This is a genomic window from Alteromonas abrolhosensis (assembly GCF_001953635.1).
In the GTDB taxonomy this organism is placed as follows: domain Bacteria; phylum Pseudomonadota; class Gammaproteobacteria; order Enterobacterales; family Alteromonadaceae; genus Alteromonas; species Alteromonas abrolhosensis.
Genome location: NZ_MEJH01000009.1, coordinates 211248 through 232001, shown reverse-complemented (window position 1 = coordinate 232001; position 20754 = coordinate 211248). Strand labels below are relative to the sequence as shown.

Below are 20754 nucleotides of genomic sequence, written 5' to 3'. Positions count from 1 at the left end.
AGTGCTCAATGACAGATGGCTACGACTGCTATCAAAACGCCCTTGCAGAGCGGATAAACGGTATTCTTAAAAATGAATACTTACTCCATAAGCCAAGAGATTTAGAAGAAGCGAGAAAGATGGTTGCAGAGTCAGTAGCTATCTATAATGGTAGGAGGCCACATCTGGCCCTTAAATACAAAACGCCCGATGAAATACATCGGGCGTTTTAACCGAAATAAGTGTCAACCTATTTCAGGACTAGTCACTTTAATCATTTCGATTACTGAATAGCCCTGACCTGTTCCAAGGTTGTACTTATCTAAGCCCATATTGAGGTTCAAGCGATCAAGTGCTTTCAAGTGACCGTTGGCTAGATCGACAACATGGATATAGTCTCGAACACCTGTGCCATCAATTGTATCGTAGTCGTCACCAAACACGCTTAGTTGCTCTAGCTTACCGGTGGCAACCTGAGAGATATAAGGCATTAAGTTGTTCGGAATACCGTTCGGATCTTCACCAATTTGTCCAGACTCGTGTGCGCCCACCGGGTTGAAGTAGCGAAGTAATACAATGTTCCAGTCATTATCGGACACATAGAGATCACTAAGCATATGTTCAACCATAAGCTTCGACATACCGTAAGGGTTTGTCGGGTGGCCTGTCGCCATATCTTCACGTAGGGGTAGTGAAGCAGGATCGCCGTAAACCGTAGCAGAAGAACTAAACACAATGTTCTTTACGTTGTGCTTTTGCATGGCTTTACATAACGTTAGTGTGCCATACACATTATTTTCATAGTAAGAAAGCGGCTTTTGCACAGACTCGCCAACGGCTTTTAAGCCCGCAAAGTGAATAACGGCATAAATGTTATGCTCGCTGAATATGTCATCTAACACGGCGGTATCGCGAATGTCACCTTGAACAAACGTAACCGACTTGCCAGTTAAGGCTTCTACGCGACGCAGTGATTCAGCACTTGCGTTAGCAAGGTTATCGAGTACTACAACTCCGTAGTTTTGTTCAAGTAACTGTAAAACTGTGTGACTACCTATATAGCCTGCACCACCAGTGACTAAGATGGTCTTCATGCATTCTCCTTGCTAGACGGTTGCGCAATGTATTTAGCGCAGATGGAATATTGAATAGGTTTTATAACCAATGGATACACTAAAAATACCACAAAAGCCCACAGTAACGAGGTCCAATTTGACGCGGTTTGAAGAATAAGTGCGAATACGGGGACAATGACGAGTAATTTTAGAACATTCAGTAAGGTTTTCTCTGGCACAGAAAGGCGCTTTGCGGCCTGGTCGAGCAATTTAACGCGCTCTGTCAATGGAAGACCTTGTAAGGCAGGAATGTCTCTTGTAGAAAAATAAAACTTCATAGGTTTATGAAAAGCCCTTAATAAAAAACCGCCGGAACGTTACGTTGCGGCGGTTATTGTAGGGTAATTGGTCAGCACTTAAAACATGCTAACAATAAATTACGCTTTTTGTTCAATGCCTGCTTTTTCCCAGAAGCGAGATTTAAAGCTCATTAAACCAATCACGATAGCAATGGCAATGCTAAATAGGGCAATTTGAAGATACAGGTCTGGCATTTGCTCTACGTTCTCAGGGTCGAAGTTACCTGAAAGTAAGCCAGCGATGATGTTACCAATAGAGTAAGTCAGTACGAATACCCCCATCATTTGCCCTGCGAAACGCTTAGGCGATAGCTTACTTACTGCACTGAGTGCAACAGGGCTCAGGCACAGCTCACCAACAGTGTGTAAGAAGTAAGTGGTAACAAGCCACATAGGCGCAACTTTAAGGCCTTGTGCAGCATATTGAGACGCCATAAACATTACCAAGAAGCCCGACGCCATAATAACGATACCAATGGCACACTTAATTGTGTACGACGGGTCGATCATTCGTTTCGCAAGGTTAATCCAAAGGGCAGCGAAGAAAGGCGACAAAATAATGATAAATAGCGAGTTTGAAAGCTGGAACCATACTGTTGGGATAGCGTCCATCCCAAACCAAGAGGTAAGTAGCGAGCCGCTTTCAAGTACGCGGTCGGTGTAGTTCTGAGCGAATAAGTTGAGTGAAGAGCCAGCTTGTTCGAAACCAGACCAGAAACACGCTGAAGCAACACACACTAAGAACAACGCCCACATACGCTTCTTCTCGTTGTCGCTTAGCTGACCTTTGAAATAAATAAAACCAAAGTAAGCGAAGAAAATAATGGTAAATACAACGGCAACTTGTTGAGCAAGAGCTACAGGCTCAATAACGATAGTGCCCATGTGCGCAAGCACAATTACCACAACAGCAAGTGCAATCACTGCCCATACGCCCATCCATGCGCGCTGTTTAGCCGCACCTTGATATGGATTTGCAGGAGCAACAGAATCAGCCGATAACGAACGGTTGCTGAAGTAATATTGAATTAGGCCGATTGCCATACCGATGGCAGCTGCACCAAATGCATAGTGCCAGCCCCAGTTTTCCTGTAAATAACCGGTGACTAGGTAGGCGATGAGTGAACCGATGTTAATGCCCATGTAATACAGCGCATAACCACTGTCACGACGGCCGTCGTCGTCACCATATTGCTGTCCAACCATTGCTGAAATGTTAGGTTTAAGTAAGCCAGTACCTGAAGCAACAAGGATAAGCCCAACAAAGAAAAGGTTTTGCAAATCTATGGCGAGTACCACGTGGCCTGCGAAGATAATAATACCCCCGTACCATACGGCGTTCTTACCACCAATTAAGCGGTCCGCTAACCAGCCGCCCGGTAAACCTAGGAAATATACCGCACCTGTGTATAGGCCGTAGATAGCGCCAGCGGTTGCAACAGTAAAACCTAAGCCTTGTGTCTGTAAGCTCGCGGTCATGAAAAGAACGAGTAGCGCGCGCATTCCGTAATAACTCATGCGCTCCCACATTTCTGTAAAGAATAGCGTTCTTAGGCCCCCTGGATGGCCGAAAAAGCTAGTATCGTTAGATGGTTTCATAATTATATTTTAATTCCATATTGCTTATGGTTGTTATTGTAGAGCACTTATAGGATAGGCTCTTTGATAGTAGTCCGTAAGGCGGATAGCTTCTTATACTAGAGCTTGCTTAAAGACACAAGATTTGGGCGACAAACTTCATTAAAGCTGTGTCAATCGGCTAAGTCTTGTACGACTTAGCCGATTGAATAATGATTTGCTAAAGAGATGGAAGCACTAAAGCTCGCGGATAGTAGCTACTATAATTCGCACTATTCCATAGATAAGCAGCAATGAAACACCAAACAGTACAAGGTTGTAAATTACGGTGGGGTAAGCATTGTCATCTGGAAGGGTAGGCGATTCTACTGTTACCAAATGTTGTAGTTTTTGATATGCCTCTACTCGCGCATTTTCTAAAGTAATCAGCGATGAAGAGTACGCTTGGATGGCCAATTGAAGCTGAACCTGAAGATTACTGTATTGCGCCATAAGCTCACTTACAGACAGTGCTTCACTTTCTCCTTCAGCAGTACTAATTCGCTCCTTCTGTTTTTCTACTTCTTTTTGTAGAGCAGTTATTTCACGCTTAATGTTAATTACTTCTGGGGCGACGTTAGACATCATGGTCGACATAGTGCTCAGCTCAGCTTTTTTCTGGGCGAGGGTTGCCTCTAATGAAAAAGCGATTTGCTGAAACGCTGCACCTTCAGCAGTAGGGTCGAGCACGTTGTATTTGGATTGAAAGGCTAAAATTTCAGTTTTTGCTTGTTGAAGCTTTTGTTCAACAATCTCATGTTCACCTTTAGCAAAAGTAAGCTTTGACTTCGCTAAGTTGTTATTGATGTTATTAATAAATTCTTCCGCTTTATCAACAATAGCTTGGTTTATTATTTGCGCATATTCAGCGTCGAAAGCGCGAGTTCGCAAACTAATGACAGAAGACGCCGAATCCACGCTAACGTCAATATGGTCTAGATAGAACTGGTAAAAGTCTTCTTGCTTATGTGAAGACGACAAACCGCTAAACATATCAGCTTTGTCCGACATGTAGTGCTCACGAAGCCCTATGGTTTTATCGAGATACTTAATCATGTCGGCAGATTGAATGTAAGCTTCCACAAGCTGACTTTCTGTACCACCTGACGCGCCTGAAACACCGGCTGCCATAAGCAGGGATGAAGGGTCGAAGCTGCTGCCGCCGTCACTTGATTTAACAATAAGTTGGCTTTTACTTTCGTACTGTGGCGCAGCCCATAGAACAAGGTATACGGCGTAAAGTACCCATGGAAGTACAAGCAAGAGCATTTTGTGCTTGCTGAGAAGGGCATTGAGCTGTGTAAGAGATTTTTCCACTGTTATTGAACCTATTTAAGTGATTTCTTATTGTCTGCATCCTGCGTATAAACGTCGATGCCTTCTTCGAGATCGTGATAATAAGTAAGTTTGCCTTCATCTATGATAACGGCAGACGTACAGAACTCGCGGATTTGGTCGAGTTCATGGCTAACCATAATAACGCCCGCTTGTTCACTTTTTTGTTTTAGCGACAAACGTGCTTTTTTTCTAAATAGCGGATCGCCCACCGAGGTTGCTTCATCGATAAGGTAAATATCAAAATTGATATTCATACAGCACGCGAACACGAGTTTGGCGCGCATACCCGAAGAGTAGGTTCGAACAGGAAGGTCGAAACGCGCCCCGAGTTCGGCGAACTCTTGCACTCTCTCTTCGTATTCAGGTAGCGATTTAACGTTATTGATTCGGCCAACGAATCGCGTATTTTCGCGCCCCGTCATTTGTGGGTGAACACCTGTTTGAAGCGCTACAGGCCAAGACATGGACTTGTTTGTTAAAACACGTCCTTTGTCAGGGTATTCACTTTTCGCTAGCATTCGGAAAAGGGTGGATTTACCTGCACCGTTTTTACCTAAAATAGCGACATTATTTTCCGTTGGGAAATCAAAATTCAAATTTTTGAAAATATATTGAGGGCCCATTTTACTGGGATAGCTCTTAGTTAGATTCTCAATTCTTATCATCGTGACAACACCTTCTTCCATGTGATGTGATACATCGAAAGACTTAGAAAGAGAAAAATAATGGTAATCTCAATTACAAAACCCAATGAAACACCATTAGTACCATAGGATTCGAAACAAGCGTAACGAGCTAGTTCATTGAAATGAACAAGAGGGTTCCAAGTTAAGTACGGCCAATATTCTTCGGGTAAGTCTTGAAGGCTGAAAAAAACGCATGAAATAAACATTAGTGGGCGGGTAAGCATTGATTTTATCTTATCTACTTCCGGCACGAATGCAGCAGCAATAGCAAAAATCATCCCAATGGATATTGAAAATACCCATAAAAGAAGAAACAGAGATATCAGCAGCAACGGGTCATTTACCGTAAAGGTCTCGCCCATAAGGTAAAGCGCGAGACATAGCAATGCGACAACCACTACTTTGACTGAAAACTCGAGGAAGCCCGCTGTGAGTATCGCTGAAATAGGTTGAACCTGCCTAAACGCATAGAGCGGCTTATTTCTTCGCACAGAAGTTGAAACTGACTGTAGGCATGTAGTTAAAGACTGCAGGCCGACCATTCCGATCATCATAAAAAGAAAGAGAGGAATAGAATGGATATCATCGCCACTGATCAGTCCACGCAGGTATGACAGGGCGAAGATAAATGCAAAGGGCTCTAAAAATGCCCAGCCTAAGCCAAATTTATCGTTAAATTTACTTTGAAGCTCACGCAGGAAAAGCGCGAATATCACGCCTCTCCATGCGTAGAGCTGGTCTTTAAACGTTACCATGTTTAGTTAGTAGCTACGTTGGCTGCAATAGCAATTTGATAAACAATCTGAGTAATGTCTTTAACCGCTTGCAAGAGCTTAGTATCGATGGCTGGCAATACGATAATCTGATCGCCAGGTTCTAACTTACTATCGTTACTTGCTAAGAATGAGCTATTTACGCTGGTAAAGGTAACATTACCATTTTTACGAACAATTAAAATGCGTTCGTCTTCAGCGCGCTCTGTGAAACCACCAGCCCACGCTACATAGTCCTCAGTAGTGGCTTCAGGGTTAAATACCACTGATTGAGGAAGCAATACTTCACCACCTACGTGAACCAAGTCAGTTACTTCTGGGATGACGATAGTGTCATTTGGTTCTAGCAAAATGTTTGCGATTTCACCGTTTTCTGAAACTACGACTCGACCTTGAGGCTCAATTTGGCGAGCGCGTGCGATAAAGTCAGCGACAAGCTGTGCTTCTTGTGCGCGGATTGCTCCCTCGCCCGTAGAGCTAATAGGGGCGGTATACATGCTGCGCTCAAGACGCTGTAAACCTTCTTCGATGATTTCTTTTTGCTTTATGGCAACGCTTTCTCTTAACAAATAAATGTTCTGTGTATCAGAAAGGGCAGTGTCTGCTTCAATATGATCTAACACATCGATAAGGCGAGTACCTTTATCAACCATAATCTGAGATGCGCCAGCAAATGCCCCAGCCACATTAATGCGATAGATTTGTGGCTCGTGGTCAGCAAGGTATTCAACAGTGTCGCCTGCATTTAGCTCAAGCGAAGCAAATTCATCCAGACTCAAGTAGCGAGCAAACTGTTTGTTATTTCGAATACCAGATACCGAAGCATGCGATGCAAATTCTCCTGGTCGTGCAAAGTAATTCACCACGCCACCGTTTAATTCTTCGTTAAGAAACTCAAAGGTGAAGCTATTACGTGCGCCGGTTTCAACCACTATAGTGTTGCCAATTGGGTGCACTAATATGGTATCGCCGTCTTTGAATGACATTTGAGGTAACTTACCGTTTCGGAAAAAGGCGTATAAGTCTGCGGTGGCGACAACTTCGCCATTACGTACCACGTCTATTTGTCTGAAACTACCACGGCGAAAATCAATGCCACCCGCGCGTTTTAGGTAATACAGCACACTATCTGAGGCAAGGCCTGCGTATTGCCCCGGTCTTAAAACTGGTCCAGATACAAAAATGGACACAGGTGTAGAAGTGAGCAGGTTCACATATACATTAACGTCATTAGTGTAGACCTGTCTGATTTTTGCTGTAACGGTTTGATTAACACTACCTGCCGGCGTGTTTGCTACCCTAATTGGCCCAATATTAGGAATAAAAATATTCCCTTGATTATCAACAGTTACTACATCTGAAAAGTTAACTGCGCCCCATAGCCAAATTGAAATTTTATCGCCCGGTGCGACCAGATAGTTGTCATTAAGGCCTGAGCTACGCTCTGATTCAAAACCACCAATAAATAAATTGGCTGCGAACGGAGGATTCTCCATAGGCGCTTGCGCAGGGAAAACGGTATCTATTGTCGGTTCGCCAGGCAAGTTCACACCATTGCGGGGTTGGGTTGAAAATTGACCCATGGTGTTCGCAGAATTACTAGCGCCAGGAAGCGTGCGCTGGGTTGATATACTCAGTGGTGATACGGATTGACCCGCAAGGCCACTGCTTTGGCTTTGCTGTGCTCTTTCTCTAAGTTGTTGCAATTGTTCTACACTTTGTGCACTGGCAGTGGTAGCGACAATGCTGAAAATTGAAGTTGTACACACCGCAAGCGTAAGCGTTTTTAGCGTTTTTTTAATATCAATTAACTTCATTTACTTATTCACCTTGCACTGCTACAGAAGCCACTAGTGGCGCGATAACTCGCCATTGACCGTTTCGTTGACAGGTTGTCATCTTGCGCTGTGTATCGGAAGAGACAGCTTCACCATCTTGTAAAGAAAAACGGATACACTTATTGCCAGTAGCAGATATGTAATGCTTGGACGCTTCATATTGGTGTCCGTTGAAGCGTATTAAAAATGATTCCTGAGTATCATGATAAACGTTGGCTTTTGGAATATTTATTGCAAGCTCTTTGTCCGGTGCAAGAGAATAAGCAAGAGACGAATGCACCAAAGGAATGTCAGCTTTAGTGGCAGTAGGAGTATTAGAGCACCCAGCTGCGCTTATCGCAGCCACGATAGGCAAAATTAGACGAGATAATTGTTTGAACATTAGCTTTCATATCCATATAGCAATTTCGCGCTAGGATAACATAAGTTTTAAAAAAAGCATGTTCGCTATCGCAGTTAGCGCATTGTCTGAGTTTACTTCAAGACGCTGATATTCAGAACGAGTTCATATTAGAAATGTAACATGATGTTTCTTTCGCAATGCTAAGGTTAATAATTGCAATGAAAGTAACGGGAATAAATAGCGGTTGCACACGTTACACTACTATGGAAAAGGCACTGAACGTCCGAAATTGATGGCGACAGGACGCACGATTAGCACTAGTTTTAGATGTATTTACAGATATTCTTGTAGGAAGCGCATTTTCGACACGTTTTAATACGTTATTTATGCATCAAGGGTGGTTACTTAGACAAATGTTTTATATTATATCGGGGTTTTCTATCCGCATACTCATAACAAAAAGCCCTCATCGCGCTGGAAGAAATGGAAGTTGTAAATAAATGGAAGCAACATTTAGTTTTTTGTCAAAATTTGCATGTGTACTGACAACAATAGTATCTGGTAGCGGAGCTTTTGTCGGTAACGCGAGGTTGTGTGTTTTATGCTAGCTTATTTGCAGTTTGTACCGCTTTTTACTGCATTTTTCGTCGCCCTTATTCTCTTGGTGGTCATGACGCCTTTAGCGCATCAATTTGGTTTGGTTGACCAGCCATCTGCAAGAAAGCGCCATGCCGGGATCGTTCCGCTTACTGGCGGCGTTGCCATTTTTATGGCTGTGCTTGTAGCCAGTGTTGCGACAGATGTGTGGATGAAAAACAATCCTCTGTTTTTCACCGCATCAGCATTTGTTGTCTTGCTTGGCATGTTGGATGACCGTTTTGATCTGAGTGCCAAAGGCCGCCTTATGTGCCAATTTGGCGTTGCAGCGATCATGGCATGGAGCGCGCAAAACTATATCACTTCTCTAGGTAACATTTTCGGCACCGGAGAGGTATTTCTAGATCTCGGTGGCTATTTCTTCACGATTATTTGTGTTGTTGGTGTAATTAACGCATTCAATATGATCGATGGTATTGATGGGCTAGCGGGAGGCATGAGCCTTGTTATTTTACTTACTGTCGCTGGTTTTCTGATCTCTACTGGCAATGGGGCTTCTATTATGGAGCCGCTTATTATTGTTGCGGCGATCGTTCCGTTTCTTGCGTTTAACCTGAGTTGGAAAGGGTTTAAAGGCAATAAGATATTTATGGGTGATGCGGGCAGCATGTTTGTCGGGCTAACTATAGTTTGGTTGCTTGTGGATCACACTCAGGGTGAAGCAGCGGCGTTTAGACCCATCACAGCAGTGTGGTTAGTGGGGCTACCATTAATGGACATGGCTGCGATTATGTATAGACGTGCTCGTAAAGGCCAATCAATGCTTAAACCTGACCGTCAGCATCTTCACAACATATTTATGCGTGCAGGACTAAGCAGCAGAAAGTCCCTTGTTGCAATTCTCGCTCTTGGGGCATGTTATTGTCTAATTGGTATATTGGGAGAGGTTTATCAAGTAGCAGAAGCGGTAATGTTTTGGGGATTTATCGGATTACTTGTCGTGTATAGCCTCGTTATCCAACATATCTGGAGTGTACTCCGTTTCGTAAAGCGATTAACTGCTTAGTTTAGGCAAAACATGGCAGGCTTAGCAAAATCTCTGTAACATGCCTAGAAATAGAAGCGCACAAGTAAGGCGCTTTTATTTTCCCTGTTACTTCTTACGCTGGTAAAATTACTTGATAAATCAATTCTCTATTCTTCACAACAATAATAAAAAGCAGCACGTCGAATCGATTATTGCGATGGCGGTTTATCAAGCTGATAATGCGAAGTGGCTAAGAGAAGCTATCGAAAGTATGACTAGGCAGTCATACACAGATTTTCTTTTTGTTATCGTCGCAGACGGTCCTGTACCTCAAAAAATAACCCGTGTTTTAGAAGACGTCGTCAGCAAAGATGACAGAATAATCATAGCGTCGAACAGCCTGAATGTGGGTCTAGCAAGCAGTATGAACTCAGTGGCTGAGTTCGGCATGCAGTTTAACCCTTCATTCTTTATCAGAATGGACGCGGATGATATTTCAGAAGAAAACCGACTTCTTCGTCAAATTACTTACCTTAAAAAGCATAGCAATATTTCAGTACTGGGATCAGCGTTAACGGAAATCAATGAAAGTGGGGTTAAGGTTGGGGCTAGAGTCATGCCTGCTTCACATCGACAAATCGTTCGTATATTGCCGAGAAGGTGTTCTTTAAACCATCCAACGGTGGTAATCCGCTACAATGTATTCAACGATGGGCATCGATATGACGGTGATTTATTAAACACACAAGATTATTTTTTCTGGATCACATTAGCCTCAAAAGGCTATATATTTAGAAATTTAAAAGACCGACTTTTAAAATTTAGAAGGGTTAACAATTTTTATAAACGTCGTGGCCTGAGTAAGTCGCTGAATGAGTTTAAAGCACGTTTGTATGCCATACGTAAACTAAGGCAACTTTCACCCTATAACTTCTTTTACGCATGTGGTGTTTTGACATTGAGGTTAATGCCAGGAAAAGTGGTTAAGCTTGCCTATAAACTTGATAGGCATTTGTTGGAAAGGTTTGGTAAACATTGAGTGTTGGTGTCGTTGTCATACTATTTAACCCGGATGTTGAGCACGTACGCGGTCTCATCAACGCATTTCGTGCGCCTGAGTGGAAAGTCGTACTAGTTGATAACTCTCCGAACCCTCTTCAAGCGCTAGCATCATCTGATATCTCTTACCTGCATTTTCCGTCAAATGTCGGCATTGCCCATGCTCAGAACGCTGGTTTGAACGCCGTTTTTAGTGAGGGAATCGAATACAGTTTTCTGCTCGATCAAGACAGTTTGTTTACATCCGATATTGCGCTTGAACTCATGGAGCAATTTCAAGAACTTGAACAACATACTTCAATCGCAGCCATTGGCCCCTCTATTTATTGTCAGTTTTCAAAGTGCGTTGATCAAGGCGTCCTGCAAAAGGGCAAGCCCGTATCCGAAAAGTTAAAAGCAGTAAAACAGATCATTGCATCAGGTATGCTACTTTCCAGGCGAGCATTTGAGTTAGTGGGTGAGAAAGAAAGCGAACTCTTTATTGATGGGGTTGATCACGAATGGTGCTGGCGAGCCCGCGCTAAGGGAATGGTTATCTATCAATCTCTCAGTGCATGTATGCCCCACCGACAAGGTGACGATAGAGTGAAAGTCTGTGGTGTGACATTTAAGCAGGGCGCCCCCATAAGGCTTTACTACCAGTTTCGCAATGTACTCATTTTAGCGCGTCGTCGTTACGTTCCTCTTTATTGGAAGCTTCGTCATGTTTGTGCAATACCCCTGAGATATCTTGTAAACAGATATTGCTTTGAGCACGGCAAAACGCGAGGTGCTTTTATGTGGGCAGGGCTTAAAGACGGTTTAAAACGAAAGACTGGCCCAATAGAGCATGCACTAATTTCAAAATGCAGTGTGAAAAAAAGCGACACTTGACGTGTAGTAAGGGAAAGACAGGCGATTAATGCTTTCACTATTTTGGTGCATTAGATATTATTTATCCCAAATTTTGTGCTTTTATCGGTGTTTTTTTACTGTTTTGCCCATTTTCAATACACAAACGCTCTAAAACGGTAATTGGAACATCGATTGCATTAGTCTTGCGAACACCAGTGAATATATCTCAGCTTAAGGAATAATAAACGACGGGAAGTCGACTTAGGCGTGTATTTAGGATTTTAAAAAAGGATATTAACTATGAGTCAGGTTAAAAAAGCGGTAATCCCTGTAGCGGGCCTGGGGACGAGAATGCTCCCGGCGACTAAAGCCATCCCAAAAGAGATGTTGCCAGTAGTCGATAAGCCATTGATTCAATATGTGGTGAGCGAGTGTGTTGCTGCAGGGTTAAAAGAAATAATCCTTGTTACGCACGCGAGTAAAAACAGTATTGAAAACCACTTTGATACTTCTTTTGAACTAGAAGCTACTTTAGAAAAGCGTGTAAAGCGTCAGTTATTAGAAGAAGTTCAGTCAATTTGTCCAAAAGACGTAACTATTATGCACATTCGTCAGGGTGTTGCGAATGGTCTAGGTCATGCCGTACTTTGTGCTCGCCCCCTTATCGGTGACGCTCCTTTCGCTGTAGTGCTACCTGACGTTATCATCGACGATGCAGCAAGTAATCCTAAAAAAGATAACCTTGCAGATATGGTGGCTAAATTTAACACCAGCCGTGTAAGCCAAGTAATGGTTGAGCAGGTACCAGATGAAGATATTTCTAAATTTGGTATTGCAGACTTAGACGGTGCTGCTATTGCGCCAGGAGAGTCAGCAAAGATTCATAAAATGGTTGAAAAGCCACCTCGTGACGAAGCGCCTTCTGACCTTGCAGTTGTGGGTAGATATGTTCTATCAGAGAAAATATGGGATCTGTTAGAATTTACTCCTCCTGGAGCAGGCGGTGAAGTTCAGCTTACTGATGCCATTGACGCACTGATGAAGTTAGAGCAGGTCGATGCGTATTACATGAAAGGCAAAAGCCACGATTGCGGAAGTAAGTTGGGCTACATGAAAGCGAATGTTGAATATGCATTGCGTCACCCAGCGTTAGGCGATGAATTTAAAGAATATCTAGCATCTATTATTAAATAAGCTAGAAAGACATTCTAAATAGCTTAAGACCTTAAGAAAAATGCGCCCTTACGGCGCATTTTTTGTGTGTGAAGCCAGTGTACTACTTACTTGCTTTAGCCAATCTATCTTACCTGTACATAGCTTTCTATTTTGCTAAGCATTTTTTCGCCAATGCCTTTTACTTGAGTAAGCTGTGCGACTTCAAGAAACGGGCCCACCTCTTCTCGGTATTTAACAATGGCTTTCGCCTTAGACTGGCCCACGCCAGGTAACGTCACCAACTGTTCTACGGTTGCCGAGTTTAAATCAATAAGTTGTTGTTGGCCTGTAGTCTCGCTAGTTTGGCTACTTTCGCTGGCGGCTGGATTTGCGTTAACTGCTGGAGCTTGAATGGTTAATGCAGATAGCACGAGTAAACCTGAGATTAATTTTTTCATCATCTTTCCTTGTATATGTTGCTAAGCGCGCTCTAAATGCTAAAGGCGCAATATTCATGTAAATAGTATTTAAGTGGTGTACCAAAGCGCACTGACTTTTGTCGCCTAATTGCAAGCGGTACAGGCCTCTTTTAAAAAGTGACTGTCACCTGTCAGTGAACAAGCTATAAAGCTCAGCACACTTCAACGTGTACGTAGGAAATGATAAATGGGAAAGAAAAAAGCGGTAGTCCAGTTTTAGTACAGTTTAAAGCAGGGACATGATTAATAGAGGTACAAAAAAAACGGGCTAAAAAGCCCGTTTTGGAATAATTAAAAGGTGTAAGCTAAAGTGCTTATAGACGCTCTAGAAGCGCTTGAGTGAATTCAGTTGTACCTGCCTCACCACCAAGGTCGCGCGTAGTGCGGTCACCAGACTCGATAACATCTTTTAATGCTGCGCGAATTTTCTCTGCTTTGTCACCCATGTTTAGGTATTCAAGCATTTGTGCTGCAGCCAAGATTACTGAGGTAGGGTTAGCTAGGTTCTTACCTGCGATGTCTGGTGCTGAGCCGTGAACGGCTTCAAAGATTGCACAGTCTTCACCGATGTTCGCGCCAGGCGCCATACCAAGACCACCTACAAGACCAGCACATAGGTCAGAAAGGATGTCACCGAAAAGGTTAGTCGTTACGATAACGTCAAACTGGTGCGGGTTCATAACAAGCTGCATACAGCAGTTATCAACGATCATCTCTGTTGATTCGATATCTGGATAACGCTCACCAACTTCACGGGCTACTTTAAGGAATAGACCTGATGTTGACTTAAGAATGTTTGCTTTGTGAACCGCTGTTACTTTCTTACGACCTTCGCGACGCGCTAATTCGTAAGCAAACGTTACGATTTTTTCAGCGCCGTCACGGGTGATTTTACTCATTGCTTCGGCTTCGTTACCGTCTTCTGATACAACTTGGCCAAGACCAGAGTACATACCTTGCGTGTTTTCGCGAACGGTAATGATATCGATGTCTTCGTAACGTGCTTTTGTGCCTTTGAAAGACATCACAGGGCGAAGGTTTGCGTACAGTTTGAACTGCTTGCGAAGACTAACGTTGATTGAAGTAAAGCCTTCGCCAACTGGAGTAGTTAAAGGACCCTTAAGCGCAACTTTGTTTTTTGCGATTAGGTCTAATGTTTCTTGAGGTAGAAGCTCGCCATGTTCTTCCAGTGCGACTAAGCCAGCATCGGCATAGTCATAGGCAAAGTCACAGCCAACCTTATCTAGAATTTTTGTGGTTGCATCGATAATGTCCGGGCCAATGCCGTCACCGCGAATGACTGTAATACGTTGCTGAGTCATGTGGAGGGATCCTCTGGTAATTCTGTTGTCAAAATCGTTAGGTTTATTCAATTCTTAGCTTGGCGCTTAACGTGCCAATTTCTGCCTGCTTACTTATTATAATGGAAAATGTAGGGAAAAAGGGTAAAGCACTGCAAAAGTTGCCGTATTTTATACGATAGCCGGCGCAAGTTATAGCCATTCGTAAAGATTAATTGGATAGCTTTACAAGATGTTTCTAAGCAGAAGGAGTTATAAAGCAAGCGGGCAGTATAAAAGAGGACTATTCGCGTCCAGTGCATTTAGCACGTCATCTCGTTTTATATTCAAAATATTTAGCAGAGTTTTAATACCGAGATGCTGAAGCAGTGAAAAAACATCCTGATTAAATAAGCACGCTTTGGCCAGCGCGAAACTTAATATTAATATAGTTTGCTCTTTTTGAAGTGACTTAGGGACGTCCGAACTCTCTTTACCACATTGGTGTATAACGGCACGCCACGTAGAACTTTGATGCCAACTTCCAGCAAGTTCAGAAGCGATAGCTAGCCATGGAGTGTCTGACTTAACCTTGAATGCATTGTTAACGGACACGGTTTTGGTTAGGTCGACGGGTAGCGACTGAGATACCTTAAAACCTGGTAATGTGAAAAGAGGAGTACAAACAAAAGTCATCGTGAGAGCCGCAGACTGAGGCGTAAACTTCGAATCAGAGACTTGTGCAAAGTAGCTTGCAAACGAGCATGCAAGTAAGGTCAGTTGCTTACACATTCCCATAAGAGGAAATTGATTTTGCGTTAACCGCTCTAGCAGGGCGAACTGAATAAGCATATCGCCTACGCGTTCAATACCGTAGGTTAACACGGCTTGCTTTATACTTTTGACAGGCAGCTGAAGCCTATTGTCCTGACTTGCAGTGTGCATTAAAAAGTGATTGAAAGTTGGTACTTTTTCAATTTTTTCGCAAAGCTGCTCAATATCTACATCGCGCTTCTGCAACTCATCAATAATAGTAATAAGTGCTTTGGGCGGATGCTGTATAGCGAATGTAGAAGGCAAAAACGGCGTACCGCCATGATTCACTCTAGCACTGGCGGTATCTGTGTATAGGGCTACAAAGTGCTCAAACGGCATTGTCAGAGAAGCAGGGGAGCGAATAGAAGACAAGGGAAGCCACTTTCCGTCTTCATCTTCCTTACTAAGCATAAATACGTAGCCGTGATTTTGCTGAATATCAACGAGTGCACCAGGCACGCCATTAGCGTAAACCTTGGCACCTGGCAGCACACTCTCAAATAAAGTAATAAGTGGAGCAATCTGATGGCGGTGGTGTGCAGGAAATCGAGACGCGATTTGGGTGAAAACCGTTTGGTAATCTGCCTTTTTTGCTCTTGTAGCAAATACGCCAGCCAGTAAGCATAGCCTTTGAACAACATTAAGGCGGATGTCTGCAAGGTAATTGATTTGCTTGTCTGATTGAAACGCTTTTTGCAGCTTAATAATATCTACCCAAATCGATAGATTGTGTTTACGTAAAAAACGTATGACGCTAGCTGTTTGTTCGCGCGTTGAATCATCATTTGATAACGAAAGGGTAGCGAGCAACGATGCAAGCACGTGCTGTAAATAGTGGTCGTTCAATCGACATAATTTGCCAAAGAGTGCCAGCAGTAAAAGGTGTTGCGTTTCTTTAGGCAGATCGTTGTCAATGTGCAGGGTGGCCGCAGCAAGCGCTGGATTCGCGTTAACTAAGGTTAATATTCGTTTGGCGTTTTTTAACCAATGATTTATACGCTGTTCGACAGAAAGTTCGGCATTGCCTAAATGAACAAGGCGCTTAAGCGTGGAAATGATGTCGCTCACTCCCCATCCTTCTAACTTTTTTGGTAACTGGAGTAAGCCCCTTCACCCCATGCAATAAGTTTGTCGTTTTCAAAAAGTAACGGTGTACATTCATCTTGCGTGGTTAAGCCGTCAGCGCGCACATGTTGTGTCCTGAAAAACATAACCTGTATCGCCGTTGCTCCTTGTCGCTTAGCTTCTGTAATGTCAGGTGAGCCTAACAAAGCCAAAACCTCTTCTCTTGTACTGCCCAACTTCAACTTGGTAATTTGCACACGGTTATATTCTTCACGGTCTTTCCAATCCATATTTTCTGGCTTATCGGGATAGAACGCGATAACCATAAAAACAAACACCGCATAAAGGGCGATGCCAGCTAAAATTAGACGAATAACCTTGGTATTCATGACCGTTACTTCTCGTTTTTCTTTACTTTAATGTTAGTGTTAATCACGAGTGGGACGCATTTCTATCACGTTGAGAGAAAGCTTGATGCTTTAATGCGTAAAACAATACTCTTTAGTAGTGTAACGCAAAATGTCTGCCAAGCATAAGTAGTAAACGTAAGCAAATGCGTCTTATCACGGTTATCGGTTATTCATTACCTTATTTTTCATTCTTCACAACGTAACACGGTTCATATGCCGTCCCCGGGAGCTTCATTCGGTGCTGTTTTACAAAGGATTCTAGCAGCGTATCGACTTTTTCCATCAATGCACTGTCACCAGTAAGTTCAAACGGGCCATGTTTTTTAATCTGGGCAATACCCTCTGCTTTAACGTTTCCTGCGACAATACCCGAAAACGCTTTTCGCAAATTAGCGGCAAGGTCACTTTTGCTTTGATCCAAATGAAGCTGAAGTGCAGCCATGCTTTCATGAGTTGGAATGAAGGGTTGTTGAAAATCTTGCTCTATCTTTAACGACCAGTTAAAGCTAAAAGCGTCGCCCATGGCACCTCTAAACTGCTTCACTTTTTCAAGCTGCTTCTTCATAGTGCGAGCAACTTCTTCCGGGTCGTTCACAATGATTTGATATTTTGATTGCGCTTGTGAACCAAGCGTTGCACCGACAAAGGCGTCAATAGCCTCGAAATACTCTTCGCTACCAGCAGGGCCAGTCAATATAAAAGGGAAGGGCTGCTGTGCATTTCGTTCATTCATTAAGATGCCAAGCAGGTAAAGCAGTTCTTCTGCTGTACCAACACCTCCAGGGAACACGACGATACCATGGCCCAATCTAACGAACGCTTCTAGGCGTTTTTCGATATCCGGCATGATAATGAGCTCGTTTACTATGGCATTCGGTGGCTCAGCAGCAATGATACTCGGCTCTGATATACCAATGTAACGCCCGGTTTTATGGCGCTGCTTAGCATGACCAATGGTAGCGCCTTTCATTGGGCCTTTCATTGCCCCAGGGCCGCATCCGGTACAAATATTCATATCACGTAAGCCAAGTTGATAGCCTACTTCTTTAGTGTATTTATACTCAACCTGATTAATAGAGTGGCCACCCCAGCAAACAATAGTGTTTACGCCGTCGTTACCCTCAAGTGCTTTGGCATGGCGTAGCATGTCAAAAACCATATCGGTAATGTCGTTACCTTCCGCTGGAGCGGTTTGGTGAAGAAATGCATACTTATTACCCATATACAGCAAGTCGCGCAGTACAGCGAAAAGATGTTCATGTACACCACGTACAAGTTGCTCATCTACAAACGCTACCTCGGGCGGATTGACGAGCTCAATTTTTACGCCTCGTTCACGACGTATGAGCTTAATTTCAAAATTCTCATAGGGGGCGAATAGCGCTTCGAAATTGTCTTCATCAACGCCGCTGTTCAATACAGCAAGGCAGCAGTTTCTGAACATAGCGAAAAGCTCGCTATTAGTGGCATCTTGAAGGCGAGAAACTTCTACTTGCGACAGTTGGCTCATCCAGCCAACAGGGTTAAGCTGCACTTTCTTCATACTTTACTTCCTATAAGTCAGTGCTTAAATCAGTGACTACGAGATTGCGGCCGTTTCGTTTCGCTTTATAAAGGTATTCATCGGCGCGCTCGAAAATCGTTTCTGTAGTGTCATTTTCACCGAAACAGGTTGCGCCGAAAGAAGCGGTAATTTTTACTTTTTCTTGCTTAAATTTGAACGGCATAGCAGCGAGCTTTGTTCTAACTTCATTAAGCTTTTTATCAATATCTGCCATCTGCGTGTTAGGCAGCAGCATAACGAACTCTTCTCCCCCCCATCTGGCAACAAAATCATTTTCTGACAGGCTTTGTTTCAGAAACTTGCTCACCACTTGCAGAGTTTTGTCTCCCGCAGCGTGACCAAACCTATCGTTGATCGATTTAAAATGATCAATATCAACAACGGCAACTGCCAGAGTATCCCCACTAGATTTAAAATGAGCATACGCCGCGTCTAATTTTTCGTTATATGCTTGTCTATTAGGAAGGCGTGTTAGCGGATCGGTTCGACTCTGCATGGCTTGCTCGGCGAGCTTCTTTTTATAAACGCTGGTTTGTTGCTGAAGCGTATCTATGCGCGACTGCATTGAAGACAGCAATGCCATTAGCGCTTCTTGGCCTTGTTGATCGTTGCTTTGCTGCTCGCTTAAGGTGCTTACAAGCTTTTCAACCCGAAACTGGGTCTGCTCTTTAAGGGCTTCTAAGGAGCTGCTTTCTGATACAGCTTCTTCTATGTGGCTAATCTCACGCTTAAGCTGTTCATTGCCCGCTTGGCGTTGCTCGAATTGGGCTTGACTCCCCTGAATGGTATTGTTTACATCGTCGCTTACTTCACCTAGCGAACGGTGTAGGCTCTGAATGACTTTCCCTGTCAGGCTAGCCTCTGACATGGCGTCTTGCACAATCATTCGCAAAATCACAACGCAGCTTTTCAGTAACTGGTCTTCATCCATGCCGTCATCGAGACGTTGCTTTATGTCATTGAGCTGAGGATCATTTGGTTTTTTCTGCGCGTACGAAGTAATCAAATGATTAAGTTCAACTAATATAGAGCGGTAGTGAGGATTGTCATCTTTTAGCGAACGAGTGGTCGAATTTTCTTGCTTGTTCGATGGCGCTTCAACCGACCCGGTTGGTTCGAGGCCTACCATTTTTTTGTTAAGTGCAATGCGGTGAAGGGCAATGGCTTTTGCGTATAGTTTATAAATACTAAATATATCGCCCACAGGCTGATTCAATTTAATCAACTCTTGTGTTGTCAGCCCTTTCAGCTCACTGTCTTGAAAAACAATTTTCTGCAGCTGTTTCATCGCATCTTCTAGTGAAGATACAGTATCAACGCTGTATTTTCTCAGAGTTATTTCTTGGTGCTGTAGAGATTTATTAAGCTTTTCAATACTGACCGCCGCTAGGCTGAAATTCGGTGTGCCAGACAGATGGCCACGCAATACCTTGAGTTCAGTATCTATTTTATCGGAAAAGCCCTCGTAAAATGCTGAGAGCTTCACAATAAACTGGCAAAGAAGCGCATTATTTTGTTTTAAAGTTTGTAGTTGTTTTGCTTCCATAATCTCGTCTTAGTTCTAATTCACTGTTACCGCCGCAGCTGTGTTAGCTTTAGGGGTGTACTTCACCGTAATATTACTGACGTGCTTGACGATGATTGGCATAAGGCGCTTCATAATTCGAACGGAAGGGGTTGATGTCTAAACCGCCTCTTCGTGTATAACGAGCACATACCGTTAACTTATCTGGCTGACAATGTTGCATGATGTCGTTGTAGATGCGCTCAACACACTGCTCATGAAACTCATTGTGTTGCCTAAAGCTAATCAGATATTTCAAAAGCCCTTCATGTTCAATGGCTTTTCCTTCATACCTAATTTGAATACTAGCCCAATCTGGCTGACTTGTGATTAAACAATTAGATTTAAGTAAGTGGGAAATAAGCGTCTCTTTTACTTCTGCACCACTCTTAGCCACAGCTAAAAACTGGGTGTTGGGGGAATATTGTTCGATTTCTACATCAAGATTATCTAACAATGTCCCTTCAAATTCTTTAAATTGCAAAGAGGTAAACTGATCGGGAAGAATTAGCTTTACCTCCACAGGCTCGCCTGCACATGCTGATAAATCAGCCTGTAGCACCTGTCGTACCTCCTCTGCCGAGGCAAACTTTGTCTGATTGAAGCTATTTAAATAGAGCTTAAATGATTTTGATTCAATTAAGTTTTCTGAGGTGATAGGGACATGGCATTCTAAAATAGCAACATTGGGCTTACCTTTTAAATTAAGCCAAGAAAGTTCGTATCCAGTCCAGGTATCTATACCGTCGAAGGGTAGACTAGAATTAGCCAATTCCAATGTGTCGCGGCTTAAATTACGCGGGACACCTTGCAACAAGCCGGGGTTATATTCAAATTCGTAGTCAACCTGTTTACCCAAAGAGAGGTCATCAGGTGCAGTGATAGTAATTTTTTGAGGTGAATTGTCAGTCGACAT

General features: G+C 43.2%; 19 protein-coding genes and 1 pseudogene. 5 read left to right on the top strand and 15 right to left on the bottom strand.

The genetic code is table 11. The features are described 5' to 3' along the window. Positions 1-212, top strand: a 212-nt coding sequence (locus BGK61_RS14550) for an integrase core domain-containing protein (RefSeq protein WP_157888798.1), incomplete at its 5' end; no start/stop codon positions are given. Positions 213-248: 36 nt separating this feature from the next. Here BGK61_RS14550 and galE read toward each other — a convergent pair. The 8 genes and pseudogenes from galE to BGK61_RS14510 all read right to left on the bottom strand — a co-directional run. Beyond that, a pseudogene (galE, locus tag BGK61_RS14545) lies at positions 249-1073 on the bottom strand (UDP-glucose 4-epimerase GalE); the annotation flags it as partial. Next, a complete protein-coding gene (locus BGK61_RS14540) occupies positions 1070-1372 on the bottom strand; it encodes a DUF6170 family protein (RefSeq protein ID WP_076011128.1) in 303 nt (100 codons plus the stop codon). The pseudogene galE and the gene BGK61_RS14540, both read right to left, overlap by 4 nt. Before the next feature lie 99 nt (positions 1373-1471). Beyond that, positions 1472-2992: a peptide MFS transporter gene (locus BGK61_RS14535; protein ID WP_076011129.1), complete on the bottom strand. Its 1521-nt coding sequence runs from the start codon at positions 2990-2992 to the stop codon at positions 1472-1474. A 216-nt stretch (positions 2993-3208) separates the two neighbouring features. Then, the gene (locus BGK61_RS14530) at positions 3209-4327 is read right to left on the bottom strand and encodes a KpsE/RkpR family capsule polysaccharide export protein (protein ID WP_076011130.1); all 1119 of its coding nucleotides are present in this window, start codon (positions 4325-4327) and stop codon (positions 3209-3211) included. 11 nt (positions 4328-4338) lie between these two features. Further along, positions 4339-5013 (bottom strand): ABC transporter ATP-binding protein, encoded by a 675-nt coding sequence (locus BGK61_RS14525; RefSeq protein WP_076011131.1) that lies wholly within the window; start codon positions 5011-5013, stop codon positions 4339-4341. Beyond that, positions 5010-5789, bottom strand: a complete 780-nt coding sequence (locus tag BGK61_RS14520) for an ABC transporter permease (RefSeq protein WP_014997541.1) — start codon at positions 5787-5789, stop codon at positions 5010-5012. Before BGK61_RS14520 ends, BGK61_RS14525 begins: the two co-directional genes overlap by 4 nt. 2 nt (positions 5790-5791) lie before the next feature. Beyond that, on the bottom strand, positions 5792-7624 hold the full coding sequence (locus BGK61_RS14515; RefSeq protein ID WP_014997542.1) for a polysaccharide biosynthesis/export family protein: 1833 nt from the start codon (positions 7622-7624) through the stop codon (positions 5792-5794). A 4-nt stretch (positions 7625-7628) separates the two neighbouring features. Continuing rightward, a complete protein-coding gene (locus tag BGK61_RS14510; RefSeq protein ID WP_076011132.1) occupies positions 7629-8027 on the bottom strand; it encodes a hypothetical protein in 399 nt (132 codons plus the stop codon). Positions 8028-8589: 562 nt separating this feature from the next. On the opposite strand from BGK61_RS14510, the gene wecA reads away from it, so the two are divergent. From wecA to galU, 4 genes are all read left to right on the top strand, one after another. Next, positions 8590-9651, top strand: a complete 1062-nt coding sequence (wecA, locus tag BGK61_RS14505; protein ID WP_014997544.1) for a UDP-N-acetylglucosamine--undecaprenyl-phosphate N-acetylglucosaminephosphotransferase — start codon at positions 8590-8592, stop codon at positions 9649-9651. Positions 9652-9763: 112 nt separating this feature from the next. Next, the gene (locus tag BGK61_RS14500; RefSeq protein ID WP_076011133.1) at positions 9764-10651 is read left to right on the top strand and encodes a glycosyltransferase; all 888 of its coding nucleotides are present in this window, start codon (positions 9764-9766) and stop codon (positions 10649-10651) included. Further along, entirely contained in the window at positions 10648-11544 is an 897-nt protein-coding gene (locus BGK61_RS14495; RefSeq protein WP_076011134.1) for a glycosyltransferase family 2 protein, read from the top strand. The genes BGK61_RS14500 and BGK61_RS14495 overlap by 4 nt, the downstream gene beginning before the upstream one ends. A gap of 261 nt (positions 11545-11805) precedes the next feature. Further along, positions 11806-12699 carry a UTP--glucose-1-phosphate uridylyltransferase GalU gene (gene galU, locus BGK61_RS14490; RefSeq protein ID WP_076011135.1) on the top strand — a complete coding sequence of 298 codons (894 nt, stop codon included), beginning with the start codon at positions 11806-11808 and terminating at the stop codon, positions 12697-12699. Between the two features lie 104 nt (positions 12700-12803). On the opposite strand, the gene BGK61_RS14485 is transcribed toward galU, so the two are convergent. The 7 genes from BGK61_RS14485 to queF all read right to left on the bottom strand — a co-directional run bounded on the left by BGK61_RS14485 (position 12804) and on the right by queF (position 20754). Beyond that, complete coding sequence (locus BGK61_RS14485) at positions 12804-13118, bottom strand: ComEA family DNA-binding protein (RefSeq protein WP_076011136.1); 315 nt, start codon at positions 13116-13118, stop codon at positions 12804-12806. Between the two features lie 335 nt (positions 13119-13453). Continuing rightward, a complete protein-coding gene (locus BGK61_RS14480; protein ID WP_014997549.1) occupies positions 13454-14461 on the bottom strand; it encodes an isocitrate dehydrogenase in 1008 nt (335 codons plus the stop codon). A gap of 231 nt (positions 14462-14692) precedes the next feature. Further along, the gene (locus tag BGK61_RS14475; RefSeq protein ID WP_076011137.1) at positions 14693-16303 is read right to left on the bottom strand and encodes a histidine kinase; all 1611 of its coding nucleotides are present in this window, start codon (positions 16301-16303) and stop codon (positions 14693-14695) included. Between the two features lie 11 nt (positions 16304-16314). Beyond that, positions 16315-16689 (bottom strand): DUF3192 domain-containing protein, encoded by a 375-nt coding sequence (locus BGK61_RS14470; protein ID WP_014948536.1) that lies wholly within the window; start codon positions 16687-16689, stop codon positions 16315-16317. A 199-nt stretch (positions 16690-16888) separates the two neighbouring features. Further along, positions 16889-18253 carry a nucleotide 5'-monophosphate nucleosidase PpnN gene (gene ppnN / locus BGK61_RS14465; RefSeq protein ID WP_049585972.1) on the bottom strand — a complete coding sequence of 455 codons (1365 nt, stop codon included), beginning with the start codon at positions 18251-18253 and terminating at the stop codon, positions 16889-16891. A 10-nt stretch (positions 18254-18263) separates the two neighbouring features. After that, positions 18264-19820 (bottom strand): GGDEF domain-containing protein, encoded by a 1557-nt coding sequence (locus tag BGK61_RS14460; RefSeq protein WP_014997552.1) that lies wholly within the window; start codon positions 19818-19820, stop codon positions 18264-18266. 73 nt (positions 19821-19893) lie between these two features. Further along, positions 19894-20754, bottom strand: a complete 861-nt coding sequence (queF, locus tag BGK61_RS14455) for an NADPH-dependent 7-cyano-7-deazaguanine reductase QueF (protein ID WP_076011138.1) — start codon at positions 20752-20754, stop codon at positions 19894-19896.